General features: G+C 41.3%; 16 protein-coding genes, 1 pseudogene and 1 riboswitch. Of the genes and pseudogenes, 12 read left to right on the plus strand and 5 right to left on the minus strand.

The features are described from left to right. The first annotated feature begins 401 nt into the window (after positions 1-401). From P7J58_RS03000 to P7J58_RS03015, 4 genes are all read left to right on the plus strand, one after another. The gene (locus P7J58_RS03000) at positions 402-2177 is read left to right on the plus strand and encodes an oligopeptide ABC transporter substrate-binding protein (protein ID WP_408572554.1); all 1776 of its coding nucleotides are present in this window, start codon (positions 402-404) and stop codon (positions 2175-2177) included. 386 nt (positions 2178-2563) lie between these two features. Continuing rightward, complete coding sequence (locus tag P7J58_RS03005; RefSeq protein WP_002939238.1) at positions 2564-3109, plus strand: tRNA (cytidine(34)-2'-O)-methyltransferase; 546 nt, start codon at positions 2564-2566, stop codon at positions 3107-3109. A gap of 49 nt (positions 3110-3158) precedes the next feature. After that, a riboswitch (FMN riboswitch) is annotated at positions 3159-3494 on the plus strand. A 59-nt stretch (positions 3495-3553) separates the two neighbouring features. Continuing rightward, positions 3554-4111, plus strand: a complete 558-nt coding sequence (locus P7J58_RS03010) for an ECF transporter S component (RefSeq protein WP_408555627.1) — start codon at positions 3554-3556, stop codon at positions 4109-4111. A 24-nt stretch (positions 4112-4135) separates the two neighbouring features. Further along, positions 4136-4789 carry a phosphatase PAP2 family protein gene (locus P7J58_RS03015; protein ID WP_408555626.1) on the plus strand — a complete coding sequence of 218 codons (654 nt, stop codon included), beginning with the start codon at positions 4136-4138 and terminating at the stop codon, positions 4787-4789. A 78-nt stretch (positions 4790-4867) separates the two neighbouring features. Here the strand turns inward: P7J58_RS03015 and P7J58_RS03020 are convergent. The 5 genes and pseudogenes from P7J58_RS03020 to P7J58_RS03040 all read right to left on the minus strand — a co-directional run bounded on the left by P7J58_RS03020 (position 4868) and on the right by P7J58_RS03040 (position 9692). Beyond that, positions 4868-6145 (minus strand): annotated as a pseudogene (locus P7J58_RS03020) (transposase). A gap of 387 nt (positions 6146-6532) precedes the next feature. Beyond that, positions 6533-8332 (minus strand): acyltransferase family protein, encoded by a 1800-nt coding sequence (locus P7J58_RS03025; protein WP_408555625.1) that lies wholly within the window; start codon positions 8330-8332, stop codon positions 6533-6535. After that, on the minus strand, positions 8322-8744 hold the full coding sequence (locus tag P7J58_RS03030) for a membrane protein (protein ID WP_012027608.1): 423 nt from the start codon (positions 8742-8744) through the stop codon (positions 8322-8324). The genes P7J58_RS03025 and P7J58_RS03030 overlap by 11 nt, the downstream gene beginning before the upstream one ends. 131 nt (positions 8745-8875) lie before the next feature. Further along, complete coding sequence (locus tag P7J58_RS03035; protein WP_408555624.1) at positions 8876-9310, minus strand: low molecular weight protein-tyrosine-phosphatase; 435 nt, start codon at positions 9308-9310, stop codon at positions 8876-8878. A 175-nt stretch (positions 9311-9485) separates the two neighbouring features. Beyond that, positions 9486-9692, minus strand: a complete 207-nt coding sequence (locus P7J58_RS03040) for a CsbD family protein (RefSeq protein WP_044759478.1) — start codon at positions 9690-9692, stop codon at positions 9486-9488. A gap of 349 nt (positions 9693-10041) precedes the next feature. Here P7J58_RS03040 and P7J58_RS03045 point away from each other — a divergent pair, with 349 nt between their 5' ends. The 8 genes from P7J58_RS03045 (at position 10042) to P7J58_RS03080 (ending at position 15674) form a co-directional block, all read left to right on the plus strand. Further along, positions 10042-10566 (plus strand): Dps family protein, encoded by a 525-nt coding sequence (locus P7J58_RS03045; protein WP_408555623.1) that lies wholly within the window; start codon positions 10042-10044, stop codon positions 10564-10566. A gap of 148 nt (positions 10567-10714) precedes the next feature. Further along, on the plus strand, positions 10715-11593 hold the full coding sequence (locus tag P7J58_RS03050) for an ABC transporter ATP-binding protein (RefSeq protein WP_408555622.1): 879 nt from the start codon (positions 10715-10717) through the stop codon (positions 11591-11593). Continuing rightward, positions 11590-12321 (plus strand): ABC transporter permease, encoded by a 732-nt coding sequence (locus P7J58_RS03055; RefSeq protein WP_408555621.1) that lies wholly within the window; start codon positions 11590-11592, stop codon positions 12319-12321. The genes P7J58_RS03050 and P7J58_RS03055 overlap by 4 nt, the downstream gene beginning before the upstream one ends. Before the next feature lie 8 nt (positions 12322-12329). After that, entirely contained in the window at positions 12330-13424 is a 1095-nt protein-coding gene (locus P7J58_RS03060; protein WP_408555620.1) for a sensor histidine kinase, read from the plus strand. Then, positions 13421-14020, plus strand: coding sequence for a response regulator (locus P7J58_RS03065; RefSeq protein WP_408555619.1), 600 nt, complete (start codon positions 13421-13423; stop codon positions 14018-14020). Before P7J58_RS03060 ends, P7J58_RS03065 begins: the two co-directional genes overlap by 4 nt. A 270-nt stretch (positions 14021-14290) precedes the next feature. After that, positions 14291-14509, plus strand: a complete 219-nt coding sequence (locus P7J58_RS03070; protein WP_205041255.1) for a YqgQ family protein — start codon at positions 14291-14293, stop codon at positions 14507-14509. Further along, positions 14509-14895, plus strand: coding sequence for a rhodanese-like domain-containing protein (locus P7J58_RS03075; RefSeq protein WP_004194735.1), 387 nt, complete (start codon positions 14509-14511; stop codon positions 14893-14895). The genes P7J58_RS03070 and P7J58_RS03075 overlap by 1 nt, the downstream gene beginning before the upstream one ends. A 56-nt stretch (positions 14896-14951) precedes the next feature. Further along, positions 14952-15674, plus strand: a complete 723-nt coding sequence (locus tag P7J58_RS03080; RefSeq protein ID WP_408555618.1) for a serine protease — start codon at positions 14952-14954, stop codon at positions 15672-15674. Positions 15675-16044: the final 370 nt, after the last annotated feature.

Consider the following 16044-nt stretch of genomic DNA (forward strand, 5'->3'; position numbering starts at 1 on the left):
TTTTGTATAAATATAGGTTTTTAGGTTGCCTTTAGTACTCTCTCAAAAGGTTTGGGAGCCTTTGAAGGCTGGAGATAGGGCGAACTCTGCGAAGCTAGGTTGGTCTTTTTGCCCAGCCTCCGCTCGTCGAAGGAATCAAAGATAAACCAAATGACTCTCCATTTTGTTACAGACAAGACTATACTTATCCGAGTTCATTGAGTATTGGGCTTAGTGGACTATCATAAAAAATGAAGAAGCAGTAGGGATGAGGGGAGTTTGCCTTGACCTTCATACCTGATCATTTTTAGTTAGAATGGAAGAAAGTGAGAATACTCAAAGGCGAATATTGTTGGTAAGATAGTTGCATATTTATGCCAAATCGTGCTATACTATTCAAAATAAATAAATGGGGTAGAGATATGAAAAGAATGAAACACATCGCTTTAACTGGTATCGGTCTGCTTTCTATTGCAGCGTTAACAGCTTGTCAAACTAAAGAAAAGACGAGCGATGTTGCTCTGACATTTAACTCAGAAGTGACAAACGAAGGACAAACTATTGAAGGCGGGAGTCTCAAATATGCCTTGGTAGCTTCGGCGCCTTCGACCGGTATCTTAATTGATGAATTATCGCAGACGGCGGTAGACTCAACCTTTGCAGGCATGGTTGATATTTCTATGTTTGGATATGATTCAGCTCGTACGTTAGACGATTCAGGCCTTGCTAAGGCAGAGTTTGATGTAGACGCAAAGACAGTTACCGTTAGTTTGACAGGCAAGGACTATCAGTGGTCCGATGGGCAAGCCTTCACCATCGATGATTATATTTTCACAATCGAACAACTAGCTAGTCCAGACTATACAGGGGTTCGTGCAGACACTACCTATACAAATATCATTGGCTTTGAAGAATTTCAGGCTGGAACAGCAAGTGAAATTTCAGGTGTTAAGAAGGTTGATGACTATACGGTAATTCTCTCAGTGAAAGACATGTCTCCATCCATGATGTATGCTGGTGGGGGAGTACCTTATTTAGTCATGCCGAAACACATTTTTAAAGACATTGCAGTCAAAGATTGGGAATCAAGTGAGTATTCTCGTACGGCAAAAGTTGTCGGTATGGGCCCTTATAAGGTCAAGGAAATTGTCAATGGCGAGTCGGTGACCTATGTACCAAATGAGTACTACTTTAAAGGGAAAGTCAAGCTAGATAGTTACAGGATTGATATTGTTTCACCAGATACGATTGTTGCAGAAATGAGAGCAGGCAATTATGATATTGCTGATATGCCAACAGACCAGTACGAATCTTACAAGGACTTATCAAATATTACTTTACTAGGTAGTCTGGATGGTATTTACAATTATATTGGCTTTAATCTTGGTAAGTACGATGATGCTAGTGGTAAGAATGTGACCAATCCTAATGCTAAGATGAATAATGTTAAATTGCGTCAAGCAATGGGATATGCGTTGGACAATGCGGTGATTGGAGAGAAATTATATAACGGCTTGTATCACCCGACAAACTCACTAATTATCTCTTTCTTTGGAGATGTTCACGATTCAGAACTAGCTGGCTATAGTTATGATCCTGAAAAGGCTAAAAAACTTCTCGATGAGGCAGGATATAAAGACGTAGATGGAGACGGTATGCGTGAAGATGCTGATGGAAAACCGCTTACCATCAGTGTTGCAGCACAGAAATCAACCGAAACGCAAGAAACCATGGTACAGCAATACCTTACATGGTGGAAAGAAATTGGTTTGAATGTGGAACTCTATACAGGAAGAACTATTGAGTACAATACTTTCTATGAATCAATTGCTGCCAATGATGAGGGGATTGATGTCTATCTTGCTGCTTGGATTGCCGGCCTAGATCCAGACCCGACATCATTGTGGGGACCTGAAGCCATGTACAACTATACTCGCTTCGTTTCAGATGAAAACACAGCACTTTTAAATAAAATTACCTCTGCTGAGTCATTTGACGAACAGAAAAATATTGAAAACTACAAAGCTTGGCAAGAATATGCCTTCGAACAAGCCTTTGCAATTCCAACCTTTGAACGTGAAAGTATTACTGCCGTTAACAAACGCGTTAAATATTACGACGTTTATATCGGTTCGGACAGTAAATCAGGCCATGAAAATCTTGAGTTGACTGCGGAAAAAGGGATTGCAGCAGAATAAATGTAAGAAAGGGGAGTTTATTTGCTCTCCTTTTTCATTTTCTATGAAAATTTGAAAAAAATGGGGCAAAACTCTTGATTTTCAGCCTTCTTTAAGCTACAATAGTATCACGATTTCATTGATTTAACTCAAACCTGTTGTGAGTTAAGTGAATGAATCATCATTCACCATGCTGTTTGCTGAGCTTGACTCCGGGCAGTGTGGCTATTTTTTTGTCTTTCTTGCCATAGGAGACAGTCGAGTCTTTTTACTCAATGAAAATCAAAAAAAGAAACTAGAAAACAAGCAGCAGACTGTACTGGTATACGGCAAAATGAAGCTGACATGGTTTGGATTTGATTTTCGAGGGTATTCGTGTTTAGTGAAATGTCACCAGAGAGGTCCTTATGAATATTGAAACATTAGAGTATATAGAAGAAACAGCCAAAAACCACATTGTCTTATTTGAACCACAGATTCCACAGAATACAGGCAATATTGCTCGAACTTGTGCTGCAACCAATAGTCCTCTCCATATCATTAAGCCTATGGGATTTCCAATTGATGACCGTAAGATGAAACGTGCAGGACTAGATTATTGGGATAAGTTAGATGTTCGCTTCTATGACAATTTAGCAGAATTTATGGATTATGCCAGCAAACAAGGACGTGTTCACTTAGTATCTAAATTTGCTGATAAAACCTATTCGGATGAAGACTATAATGATGGGAACATTCATTATTTCTTATTTGGCCGTGAAGATAAGGGCTTGCCAGAAGATTTTATGCGTGAACATCCAGAGAAAGCTATCCGTATTCCAATGAATGATGAACATGTGCGTAGTCTTAATGTCTCTAATACAGCGTGTATGATTGTATATGAGGCTCTTCGGCAGCAACAGTTCGCTGGTCTAGATTTGGTTCACACCTATGATGGGGACAAGTTAAAATAGTGAAAACTTACCAAGCTCTTGCAAATGCAAGGCTTTTTTGGTATGATGAAATAGTCTTCAGGGCAGGGTGAAATTCCCGACCGGCAGTGATTTTTTTGATTCTTGCTTTTCTTTTTCTCTCATTCGTCGTTGACCAGACTCGCCTAACTCCAGTTATGCCTTCGCCTTGTCGCCTAGACTGATAGAAAAATCTTAAGCAACACTCAAAAAAAGTGTTTTTGTTTCATTTTAGGGCTAGGCAAGGAGGTGCAGACTATACTAAGGTATGTCAAGCCGACTTAACGAAGCCATAAAATAGAAAGAAAGACACGTACAGTCTGCGAGCGAAAGCTGATGTGGTGCAATTCCACAACCGACAGTAAAGTCTGGATGGGAGAAGACGAAGTGGAGGCTTTTTGCCTACTCTTCCACGCTTCTTCAATTTTCAAAAATTGGAGGAACCTTATGACAAACACACGCAAAATGACGATTATCGCCATTCTCTCAGCAGTATCCTTTCTGCTCATGTATTTGAAATTTCCGCTGATTCCAACAGCCAGTTTCCTGGAAGTGGATTTTTCTCTCGTACCGATTTTATTTGGTCTGCTTATTCTAGATCTGAAGTCTAGTTTTGCTATCCTTTTGGTACGAACTTTTCTCAAACTGATTTTAAATAATCAGGGACCATCGACAATTATTGGCTTACCTATGAATATTGCAGCTATGTCAGTTTTCATTTTAGCAGTAGCTTATTTCTGGAAAAATGACCAAGCGTTAAAAAATTATTTAAAAGCAGCGACTATTGCGACGCTTGGTTCGACAGCAGTGATGCTGGTATTAAATTACGTTTATGCGGTGCCTGTTTATGCAGCCTTTGCAAATTTTGATATTAAAGAAATCTTGGGTCTGACTAACTATCTTTTGATGATGGTACTTCCTTTTAATCTTTTACAAGGGATTGTGCTTTCAGCAATATTTTATATCTGTTACAAAGCAGCTCAACCTATTTTAAAGAAAGTTTAACCTTTATAAGGTAAACTATACTGTATGAAGAATAAACAAATCCATTTACGAAACGCATCTTTTTTTGCTCTAGCCTTTGTGATATTGGGCTATGTAGTAAAATTTTATCCTACTACCCTAGCAGGTTTTGACTCGACTGTCCAGTCTGCCATTCGTGGAAATTTACCAAGTGGAGCCAGTCAATTTTGGACCTCTATTACTGTTTTAGGAAATACAGTTATTATTTTAGCTATTACCTTGATTCTAGCTGCTATCTTTTACTACTATAAAAAATGGAGGATAGAAGCTTATTTCCTACTTGCTAGTCTTGCGGCGATGGGTGTGGCATCCACAGCCCTGAAATATGTCTACCAACGTCCGCGTCCAAGTATTGAATGGTTGATTGATACCATCGGTTACTCATTTCCTAGCTGGCATACTGCATCAACTATGATGATTGCAGGAGCAGTTGTTATTATTGTTCACCAGAGGATGAAGAAAGGCATAGCTAGACTTGTGCTACAAGCCATGTTGATTCTACTTGCTATCCTGGTAGCTGTATCCCGTATCTATATTGGGGTTCACTACCCGACAGATATTATCGGCGGTTGGCTACTTGCCGTCACTCTTTTACAAATGATGTATCCATTTTATGACCAAAAACGCTTTGAATGGCGTTTCCAAAGTAAGCAAAAATAGTCAATTTGACACCAACTCCTACTGTAAAAGGTAGGAGTTTTAACGGCTCATTGTCAACTGTAGTGGGTAGACGAAAAGCTAACACCTAGAGAGGACGAAATTCGTTCTCTCATTTTTGATGTTTAAAGCAATATATATCTTGGTTTTAAAGTTCGTAAAGTTCCTAAAGCCGAACGCTTGTCTCTTGATGTCTTTGATGAGTTTATTGGTCGCTTCCAGCTTAGCGTTTGAATATGGAAGCTCCATGGCGTTCGTGATGTACGTTTTATACTTTAGAAACGTTTTAAAAACAGTTTTAAAGGCAGGATTGACAAGATCCAGATTGTCTTCTAGAAGCTCGAAGAAATATTTCGAGTTCATCTCTTGGAAATGGAAGAGAAGGATTTGATAGAGTTCGTAATAGAATTTCAGTTCCTCAGAGAAATTCAATGTCTTCTGGACAACCTCTCTCGGTGTTACTGTTTGCCCAAAAGTGCGGGAATAGAAGCGATTTCGAGACAGTTTTCGACTATCTTTTTGGAGAATACGCCAGTGATTTTTCATGGATCGATAAGGTAGGGAACGCGTATCGAAAGTCTTCATAATATCAATTCTAGTCGTCATCATAGCACGGCTCAGGTGTTGGATAATGTGAAATCTATCAAGGACAATTTTAGCTCTTGGGAGTGAAACAGTCTGGGAATAGACTGTTTCAGCCTGAGCCTAGAGATAGGAGAGCGAAGGGGATAGCCAATTTGGAGTATGGTCTAAACATAGCATGGTCACGACCTCGACAGTTTCTCTGACTGCCCTAGGATACTTGTAGAAATAGTTCTTTATGGTGGTTTGGCGGTTGTTATCAAGAATGGTCACAATCGATCTCGTCTCAAAATTCTGAGCAATAAAGGCGAGTTTTCCCTTGTTCCGACTAAATTCATCCCAGCTCAAGACTTTTGGTAATTTCGTAAAATCATGCTCAAATTGAAACTGAGCCAGTTTCCTCTGGACGACCGATACGGAGATATGTAGTCTCCTAGCGATGGCTATATTGGTCATGTTTTCTGTATGGAGTTGTGTCACTTTCTCCCAAATAGGTTGGGAAATCTGACAGTTTTTCTTGACTAGAGTTGTCTCAGCTACAGTCACTTTTTGGCAAGATTTGCATTGAAACCGCCGTTTCTTAAGCAAGAGGAGGGTCGGAAGGCCCTGACAATCCAAAATCGGAATCTTTGACGACTTTTGAAAGTCGTACTTGATACACTTTCCTTGGCAATGAGGACAACCGGGGCTGTCGTAATCTAGCTTTGCCCTGATTTCTAGATGGGTCTGATGTTTCAAAATGAAGAGAATTTTGATGTTTTTGTCTTTGATTCCAATTAGTTCTGTGGTATGATCTTCGCTTTTTTATTTCTAGGCTCAGGAATCCAGAGTCACTTCCCTGACTCTGGATTTATTCCATATGAGTCTTTCTAATGTGAGTGTGGTTGCTTTTCATTATAGGTCATATGGGACTTTTTGTATATACTCAAAAAGGCTCTATAATCTCTATGGTGGATTTACCCACTACATAAATTATAGAGCCAGTTAATTCAAATGACTATATCGTTACTTCGCTTTGCCGTCCTTTGTAGAAGTGCCTTATTTCACAAGAGTTATTGAGACTGAGCTTAGGCACAGCACCATTTCTTAGAGTTCGCGCTGGACTTATCGGAAAATCGTGCAAAAATCCTCCGAGAAATTCTCAGAGGATGATGATGTATAAATCTAGTTTTTGATTGGACCATCAGCAACGGCTTCAACAGCATTTTTTATCGTTTGGGCGAAGACTTCGCCTCCATTACTTTCAAGATTGAAATGAACAAGGTCGGTATTGTACCAAATTGGTGGATTATCCTTTGCAACTTGATACCAGTCTGCAATGGAAATGTAATCATATTTTTCAGCCAATTCTTTCTCGTATTGACCAGTTTGATAAGAAATGGATTCGCTCGGAGGGAAGTTTCCATCGTAAGGAGTGACAAAAATAAGGCGACGTCCTTTAGGAAAATCTTTGACTAGCTGGTCTAGTAGTTCCTGATAATTATCCGTAGTATTTGTACCTAGGGCTACAACTACAGTCTCTTTCAAGCTATTATTTTGCTTATAAAGATTTATCAATTTAGCAATTTCAGAGAGATTTCGACTGACAGTTCCATCGATCTGTGCATCTGGTAGCGCGGTCTGTATGGCAGCACTTGCGCGAACAGTAACAGAATCGCCAAAGATGATAACTCCTTTTTGAATTTCAAAACTAGTAGCTTTAGCGTTTTCAGCAGCAGATCGTGTTGTATTTAGTTGGGTCTGAGCTTGATAAAGATTGCTAACCATGCTCTCTTGTTCAAAACTTCCTAATTTTGGTGCAAACAGACAGATACCTAAGCCAACTATGGTCAAACAAGCAAAGCTACCAAGAAGCCATTTTTTATATGGTTTCAAATCTATGAGTAATCCAAACAAGCTTCCTACTCTTCCAGCAATATATGGTTCTAGAATATAGAAGGAAATAGTTGATAGGATAGTAGAAAAAACAAAGGATAATCCCGCAGCGATAGTGGTATTTGTCAGTTGTGTAAAGATAATGAGCAAGGGCCAATGGAAGAGGTAGATACCATAAGAAATACTTGAAAAGAAGAGGATAATTGCAGGTTCTTTGACATCTTCGGTTTTCTCGTGAAGTACCCGAGCAGCAAAAATCATAGTTGCTGTAGCTAAACTGGATAGAAGAAAACCAATTAGATAGGTCCAGATGGAACTGAATTGAAGAGTAAAGAGAAGAAGAAGTTCTACTCCTAGTCCTCCAAGAAACAGACCTATAGCTTGTTTGATACTCAATGTATTCACTTGTTGCTGGAAGGCAGTTGTTGTATTTCCGATACCAGCGATGGTTGCGAGAATGCTTCCGAGGAAGAATGGGAAGGTATGTGTGAAGCTCGAGTAGTAAATGGTTGAGAAATTATCTACAAAGAAACTTGAGATAGACATTGCTAAAAAACTTAGCGAGAAGAGGCTTATAGATGTTAGAAAAATTGATCCACGTAGTTGCCCCACACTTTTTGAGATGCGAGTCAGATACCAAACTAAACCAGCCCAGACAAGGTAATACTGAACTTCTATGGCTAGTGTCCAAGTATGCATAAATAGATGAGGTGAAAATTGATTCTCGTAACTACCACCTGATAGAATTTCAAAGAAGTTTGTCATGAATCCGAGCGCAGCGGCTATCTGATTGCCGATATTGGCAATGAAATCATTGCGGACAAGCAGAGCAAGTGGAAGAACCAAAAGAATCGTTAAAACCAGAGGGGGGAGAATCCGATAGAACCTTCTTCTGAAAAAGCTGACAATATCTATTTTTTTATGTTTTGCAAACTCATCAATCAAAAGGGCGGTTGTCAAATATCCAGACAGGGTAAAGAAGAGGTCAACCCCTACAAAGCCACCTGGGAAATATTTGATAAAGAAATGATAGAGTAGGATAAAGACTAATCCAATCACACGTATAACGGATAACCATTTAATTTTCATATTGATAAATCCCCTGTTTAAAAGTTCCTTCGTAGGTAGCTTGTCCTTCGGTGGTCAATTTTCCTTTTCCATCGGCATAGCCGTTTTTAAATTGCCCGGTATAAACCCACCCACTTGCAGATGTGTAGGTTCCTTGACCGTGGAAAATTCCATTTGTAAATTGTCCTTCGTAGACATCTCCATTATCAAAGGTCAATTTTCCTTGACCATTCATTTTATTTGCAACCACATAACCGTTGTACTGCAGGGCGCCATTATTGAAAGTCATGGCTTGCTTGCTGGCAATTCGCCCTGTAAATACAGAGAGGGCACAGATGAGGATGATAATAAGGGAGAGGATTTCAAGTTTTGGACGAGTGAAATGACTTGTTATATCATGCCATTTTATACTAGGTAATTTGAACTCTTTCATTGTTTTACTCTTTCATAGGATTTGACCGACGCTAATCAGTTCTTTCTAGGATACAGTAAGAAATTATCAGTTCAGTCAGAAATAGTTTACCATTTTTTTACAAATATTACAAAAATATTACATAAAAAATCTTATTCTTGGTCAAATGCCTGTAACCTGTCCAACCAGTTTTGGCAACCTTTCTTTACCATTTCGTAGGTTTCGTCAAAATCTCCAGTATACCAAGGGTCTGGTACGGATTTTTCTGCGAATTGAAAAATCTTATTTTGGGCATGTGCTGGTGCCATTTTCTGTAAATCTCGGACATTATTGCTGTCCATACCAATGATGACATCAAATTCCTCAAAGTCTGCTTGAGAGATTTGTTGAGAAGTTTTGGTCTTATCATAGGAAATCTTGTGCTTTTGGAAAATTTTCTGAGTTCCAGGGTAGATAGGATTACCATGTTCCCAGTTTGAAGTAGCACGGCTTTCAATATGAAATTGATTTGTCAAATCTTTCATGACAAATTCAGCCATAGGGCTACGACAAATATTTCCAAGACAGACAAAAACGATTTTTTTCATAGGTTCTCCTTTCGTGGCATACGAAAAGAGAGGGCAGACTCGACAGGTAAATGCCTGAGTTCCCCTCTCTTGCATATTTTTGTTCGGGCTACAGGTAAAAGACCAAATTGAGTGTAATGTTCATTATCAAACAGTGCACGAGCAATCCTACCTATATTGAACTCTTTGTTTATTTCTATTCTTTGTCGAAAGCATTTTTGATGCCGTTAATGGCACCTTCAAGCCCATCTTTTGCATCTTCGACTAGCTCTTTTGCTTTGCCAATTCCTTTCTCAACAAGTCCTTCAACTTCGATTTCCTTGTCGCCGGTCAGCTTACCAATTACCTCTTTTGCAGAGCCAGATAGCTGTTCTAGTTTTGCGTCAAATTTTTCTTCTGACATAAAATTCCTCCTTATATATACAGATGGGGCGATGAAGCTGGGCAACAAGCCCAGAGCCACTTCTCAGAGTTCGTGTCAACATCTCAGCGCAGTGGTTGATTGGCAGATTTATTCGTGTTTCACACTCTAAATCTGACCTAATCAACTGTGCGGGGGTGGGAAGACGAACTCTTTTTGATCTAGTCGAGTTCTTTCCCACTCCCACATACTATTCTTACTTACTAGTCTATCGTATATAAGTTAATATAGCAAGGGATTTGTCTGCCAATAAGTCAGAGGATGAGGGATAATTCTTGCATTTTTTTCTTCTTTTATTTATAATAATTATAAATAAAAGAAAGGATGATATATGATGAAACAAGAATACTACCAATCTCCAGCAGAAATTGCTTCCTTTAGCCCGCGCCAGTCAGTACCATTGGCTGATTCTAAGGCGGTTTTGAATCAAGCGGTGGCAGATTTATCTGTCGCACATTCTATTCTCCATCAAGTTCATTGGTATATGCGTGGTCGTGGTTTTATGATTTGGCATCCTAAGATGGACGAATATATGGATGAGTTGGATGGATATTTGGATGAGATGAGTGAACGTTTGATTACTTTAGGTGGTGCACCGTTCTCAACACTGAAAGAATTTTCTGAATATAGTCAGCTGAAAGAGGTTCCTGGGGATTATACCTTGACGATGGAAGAACAACTAGCGCGTGTGGTGGATGTTTTCCGTTATTTAGCTGATTTGTTCCAAAAAGGTTTTGATGTCAGTGATGAAGAAGGTGACAGCGTAACCAACGATATTTTCAATGTGGCTAAGGCTAGTATTGAAAAACATATTTGGATGTTGCAGGCTGAACTTGGTCAAGCTCCTAAGTTGTAAATAGTTGAAGGGTCCAGTAGGACTCTTTTTTGCTGCAATCTTTAATATGACATTTGTCACATGAGTCCATGACAAAGGCTTCTGGTGGAGTCTCCTTTTTCGAGATATACTGTCTATGTAAGATGTTCAAGAAGTAGGAGGTAGAAAGATGATAGAAGTACGAGCACTAGAAAAAGTCATCAAAGGACGGACCATTTTATCGGATATTTCCTTTGAGATACAGTCTGGGGAATGTGTGGCCTTGATTGGTCCTAACGGGGCTGGTAAGACAACACTTATGTCCTGTTTGTTGGAGGATAGAAAGGCGACGAGAGGGCAGGTATTGTTGGACGGTCTGGCTCCGCAGGCTCGCTCCAATAAAGAAACAGTAGCAGTTTTACCTCAAGAAAATGCTATTCCGACAGACTTGAAGGTCAAGGAATTGCTCCGCTTTTTTCAAGCTATCTACAAGGATAGTCTGACAGATGTGGAAATCGACAGCCTGCTCCGCTTTTCCCCAGAGCAAAAAAATCAGCTGGCAGGCAAGCTATCAGGTGGTCAGAAGCGGCTCTTGGCCTTTGTCATCTGTCTGATTGGTAAGCCTAAGTTGCTCTTTTTGGACGAGCCAACGGCGGGCATGGATACGTCGACTCGTCAGCGTTTTTGGGAGATTGTCCATGACTTGAAGGAAAAGGGCGTGACCATTTTTTATACCAGCCACTATATCGAGGAAGTGGAGCATACGGCAGAGCGGATTTTGGTCTTGCACCAGGGCAGGCTCCTGCGGGATACGACGCCATTTGCTATGCGGAGTGAGGAGCAGGAAAAAGAAGTAGCACTGCCAATCCGTTTTGCAACGGTGGTGGAGGGCTTGGATGCCATTGACGATATCAGCTATAAACAAGACACAGTCAGCTTCAAGACCCGAGCTATTGAGCAGGTTTGGGCGAATTTGCAGGAAGCAGGCTGTCGGATTTCAGACTTAGAGGTGCAGAACAAAACCCTGCTCAACAGCTTATTTGACAAGACAAGGGAGGAAGAATCATGAAAGCATTGGTGCAAGTAGAAGCGGTCAAATTATCTAGAAGTTTGGGGGTATTTCTCCTGTCAATCGGCATGCCCGTTATCTTTTTCCTGATTTTTTCATCAACAGTTCAGTTTGACGATGCGGCCATGCAAAAGGCCTTCATCCAGTCCTATATGCTGACCATGACGGGTTTTTCTATGTCGGGCTTTGCCCTCTTTACCTTTCCCATGATGTTGGCAGAGGACCGAAAAAACAGCTGGTTGACCTTTATCCAGCATTCTCCCCTACCAATCTGGCAATATTATCTGTCCAAACTGGTGCGGGTCTTGCTCTGCTTTGTGTCTTCCATTGCCATTGTCTTTGCGGTGGGTGGCTTGGTCAAGGGAGTTGAGATGACAGCTCAAGAATGGGGGATTTCGGCTCTCTTGCTTTTAGTAACCTCTATCGTATTTCTAGCCATTGGCTTGCTTTTGGTACAAATCCAGTCGGAACAGACCATGTCTGTGGTGGCCAACTTGCTCTACTTTGTTCTGGCTATCATGGGTGGTTCTTGGATGCCTGTTTCCCTCTTTCCTGACTGGGTACAGCGAATTTGCAAACTTATGCCCAGCTACCATGTCAACCAGCTGGTGACCACTTACGCCCAAGAGGGAGATTTTCTCTGGAAATCCTTGCTAATTGTCCTAGGCTATGCGATAATTTTCTTAGGAATTGCTCTGGTGATGAATAGAAAAACGGAGCAACAGTGAGGTGCCCCATGATTTTTGAAAAAAGAAAGATACCACTCATGTTCTTCGTGGGCATGGTCTTTCTCTATTTTCCGCTTTATTACGCCCAGTACAGTCCAAATCCGACGGCTGTGGTTCTAGCCACCATTCTATTTGCCCTGGTCTATTGTTCTCTCTTTTACACGGACCACAAGCTCTATTCCATGCTGGGCTGGTTTTACCTAATCGGCTATATCGCCGTCATGAGTTTTTGGGGTAATCTGCAGTTTTCCCTCTTTATCTTCAACCTGTCCAATATGCTAGGTTGGTACTACAAGGAAGCTCGGCCGACCTATCGGACGGTTTCCTATGGAATCTTGTTGCTGGCTATTATCCTCTGGGCTCTCTTTGGACCTGTTCCCTTTGAGATGCGAGCCTTTGCCCTCGTCATTCACTTTTTCGGTTTGACCTTGCTGATTTTCAGCTGGGTTGAAACCAAGCGGGCAGCCCTCCAGCAACGGATTCAGGAGCAAAATGCTTCCATTAACCTCCTGCTTGCTGAGAATGAACGCAACCGCATCGGTCAGGATTTGCACGACACCCTGGGCCATGTCTTTGCCATGCTATCCGTCAAGGCGGAGCTGGTCAAGACCCTTTTGGACCACGACCAGATTGATCAGGCCAAGAAGGAAGTGCAGGAGCTCCAGACCTTAGCCAAGGACTCCATGCAGGATGTCCGCCAGATTGTCCAGTCCCTCAAGCAGCACACCGTGGCAGAGGAGCTCCAGATTTTGCAGCAGATGCTGGACTTGGCAGGAGTGGACTTGGTCGTTTTGGGTGGGGAAATAGCAGAGCAGCTCAGCTTGCCTATCCAGAACAAACTGGCTATGGTGTTGAGAGAGTTGGGCAATAACCTGCTCAAACATAGCCAGGCTAGCAAGTGCCGTTTGCTATTTGAAGAAGGAAAGGGAGAATTAGTCTTGCACTACGAAGACAATGGTGTGGGCTTTGCCCAGTTGACAGGTCAAGAATTGCATACTATAAAGGATAGGCTAGTGACGGTGCAGGGGAGTTTGGAATTTCTTTCTCTGGCACAGCCCACCCGCCTATCCATACGAATTCCGCTTGAGGAGGTGGTAGAATGAGAATTCTAGTCGCAGAAGACCAGGCTATGCTGCGGGACGCCCTCTGTCAGCTCTTGGGCTTTCAAGATGCGGTTGAGGCTGTTTTACAGGCAGAGAACGGCAGTCAGGCCATTGTTCTTTTGGAAAAAGAGCCAGTAGATGTGCTACTCTTAGATATTGAAATGCCTGAGAAGACGGGGCTGGATGTCTTGGAATGGGTGCGAGCGAAAGCCTTGCCCGTCAAGGTTGTCATCATGACCACCTTCAAGCGACCAGGCTATTTTGAGCGGGCGGTCAAGGCAGATGTGGATGCCTATGTGCTCAAGGAACGCTCCATTTCGGACCTTATGCGGACTATTGAAACGGTCTTGGCAGGGCGAAAGGAATATTCGCCAGAGTTGATGGATATCCTCCTGACCCAACGCAGTCCCTTGACGGACCAAGAAAGCCAGCTGCTCAAGCTGGTTGCTGACGGCTTGTCCAATAAGGAAATCGCCAGCCAGCTCTACCTGTCTGACGGGACGGTTCGTAACTATATGACTTCAATCCTATCCAAGCTGGGTGCAGAAAACCGCACGGCTGCTGTTAAGATTGCACAGGAAAAGGGTTGGTTATGATATAGGCACTCAGTTTATCTTTTATTACTTCGTTAACTCGCTTTGCCTAACTCCAGTTATGCCTGCAGCTTTTGACGTGAACATCGTTCACTTTATCCCCAGTCTCCAACTATCTCCCAGATAGTTGGAGCGAGTACTAAAAGCAAACTGAATGCCTATATTAGACTTGGATAATATTGGTGATTTTTCCAATCCTTTTTAAATGTATTTGATAAATTCCAACTGAGTTTTTATATTGAAAATCTTACAGAATTCTGCTAAAATTTTTCTATGAAAAGACTTTACGATGTGCAACAATTACTAAAAGGTTTCGGTATTATTGTTTACATGGGCAACCGCCTCTATGACATTGAAATGATGCAGATTGAACTCAATCGAGTCTATCAGGCAGGTGTTCTAGATAGATTGGAATACATGGAAGCCGAGCTAGTTTTACGACGGGAACATCGTTTGGAATTAGAGTATCAGAAATCAAGGGAGAATGAGTGATGGAAACATTTTGGGTATTTTTAGTATTTTTGGCAGTATTGGGAGCCTGGATGGGTTTTAATTACTGGAGATTGCGCCGTGCGGCGACGGTGATTGATAATGCAGAATTTGCAGAAAAGATACACGGAGGTCAGTTGATTGACCTGCGAGACCCGAGTGAGTTTAATCGTAAGCATATCTTAGGTGCGAGAAATATTCCTTACCAGCAATTACGCCAGTCTACAGCTGCTTTGCGTAAGGATAGACCTGTCTTAATCTACGAGAATGATCGTGGTCAGTTGGTAACGCCTGCAGCCCTTCATCTGAAGAAACAGGGCTTTAATGAAATCTATATTTTAAGCTATGGTCTAAATGGATGGAATGGTAAGGTAAAAACGACTAAGTAGCATTGTCAGTAGGCTAGAGTATTTTCTTATGCAATAAGACGGATAAGGGCAAAAATATGGAAAAGAAATTTGAAAAGTTGTCATTGGCAGAAATTGGCATTATTTCTTTTATGGGACTTATTTTATTGATTAGCTTAGGCGCTAGTTGGTATAAAAATGCTCAAAGCGAAACAAGTGATACAAAGACAGTACAGCAAGTGCCCAATCAGAAAAAAACGGTTGATACAGTATTTCAGGATGCTGAGAATGCTGTCATTGTATTAGAAGGAACACATACTGAAGAGAAACTTGCAGAGGCACAATCTGCAGTAAACAAGGTTACGGATGCGACTAAAAAAGCAGCATTACAGAAACGGATTGACCAAGTAAAAGAGCTAGTGGGACAGCAGACAGATGCTCAAACACAGGTTAAGCTAAAAGCGGAGTTGGTCAGGGCGGAAGCAGTCCAAAAAGTAGCTGATGAGAAAAAAATATCTGAAACAGGGACCAGTCAGTCAACGGACCTTGCTGAAGCTAGTGAGACCTCACAAGAATCTTATGTAGTACCTAATCAAAATATATATGGAAACCAAAGTGTGACTTCAACAAGCCAGTATACAAGCAGCGTGGCGTCAACTAGTACAAGCACTTCGGTCCCTCCGACCAGTGAAGGAGCACCTGTGGTAGAAACTCCAACAGTTTCTGAAACACCGGTGGAAATGACAGATTCAACAACTAGCCTGGTTGAGTCAGTGGAAACAGTTCCAACAGCTGACGAGAGTTCACCAGATAATCCGTAGGCTTTTTAGCTACTGGTTCTTTATGGCGTATTAGCATACTGGAAAAAATAGCTATTTGTATTTTAACACTAATTTTTTCTTGTAACGATCTAGTTTAAATACGTACGATAAGAGTGAGGAATTTCGCGTAAAACAGAATTTCCTTGCTTTTTATTTTTATCATTTTGTTGAATAGTGCGGGAATGATTTCCTGCTATAGCGGTTGAGAGCATATTTGATAGAAGGTTGAAAAAGTTAGTGCAAAAAGGAAAGCAGTAAGTGCACTTGGTTTCAGCAACGAGCTTCATTTTTTGCTATAATCCCGACTTTATCACATAAAAAAATGCAAAGGATAGCTAACCCCTTGTGGGACAAGGAGTTTGGCTATCCT

Origin of the sequence: Streptococcus suis (assembly GCF_046032535.1) — a bacterium.
Taxonomy (GTDB): Bacteria; Bacillota; Bacilli; order Lactobacillales; family Streptococcaceae; genus Streptococcus; species Streptococcus suis_AK.